The 422-nt window shown below is 38.9% G+C and carries 1 pseudogene; it reads left to right on the plus strand.

The window, feature by feature from the left end:
* Positions 1 to 87: 87 nt before the first annotated feature.
* Positions 88 to 422 (plus strand): annotated as a pseudogene (locus PZE06_RS26435) (transglutaminase domain-containing protein); the annotation flags it as partial.

Raw genomic sequence — 422 nt, forward strand, 5'->3', positions numbered from 1 at the left:
GCGAATACAGAAACAAGTGATTCTAAACTAAAAGAAGAGAAGGATGAATACGAACAGCTAGTAGAGCAAAGAAATGGTGAATTGTAATTGATTCCTCTTGAATTGACCTCATATAGTGAGGAAATTGGCGCTTCGCTTAGCAATCCTAAGTATCAAAAGTTTGCTGCCAATGGAAAAGTGAAGATTGAGGGGAAAATTGAACTATACAATGAGTTAAAGTCAGACTATGTATGGATTAAAGTTCGCTCAAATCAAGAAGGTCCGGCTGGAATTGAACATGAATATTATGTACCGATTAAGGACGGAGCTTTTAAGGAGACGCTTCATTTTTTTAATGGAGAGGGCGATCATCGGGTCACGGTTCTACTTCCGAGTACGGAACATGAGGATTCTTATTACGATACTGCCAGCTTTGAAGTGAT

The sequence above is a fragment of the Robertmurraya sp. DFI.2.37 genome (genome assembly GCF_029211245.1).
GTDB classification, from domain to species: domain Bacteria; phylum Bacillota; class Bacilli; order Bacillales; family Cytobacillaceae; genus Robertmurraya; species Robertmurraya methanolica_A.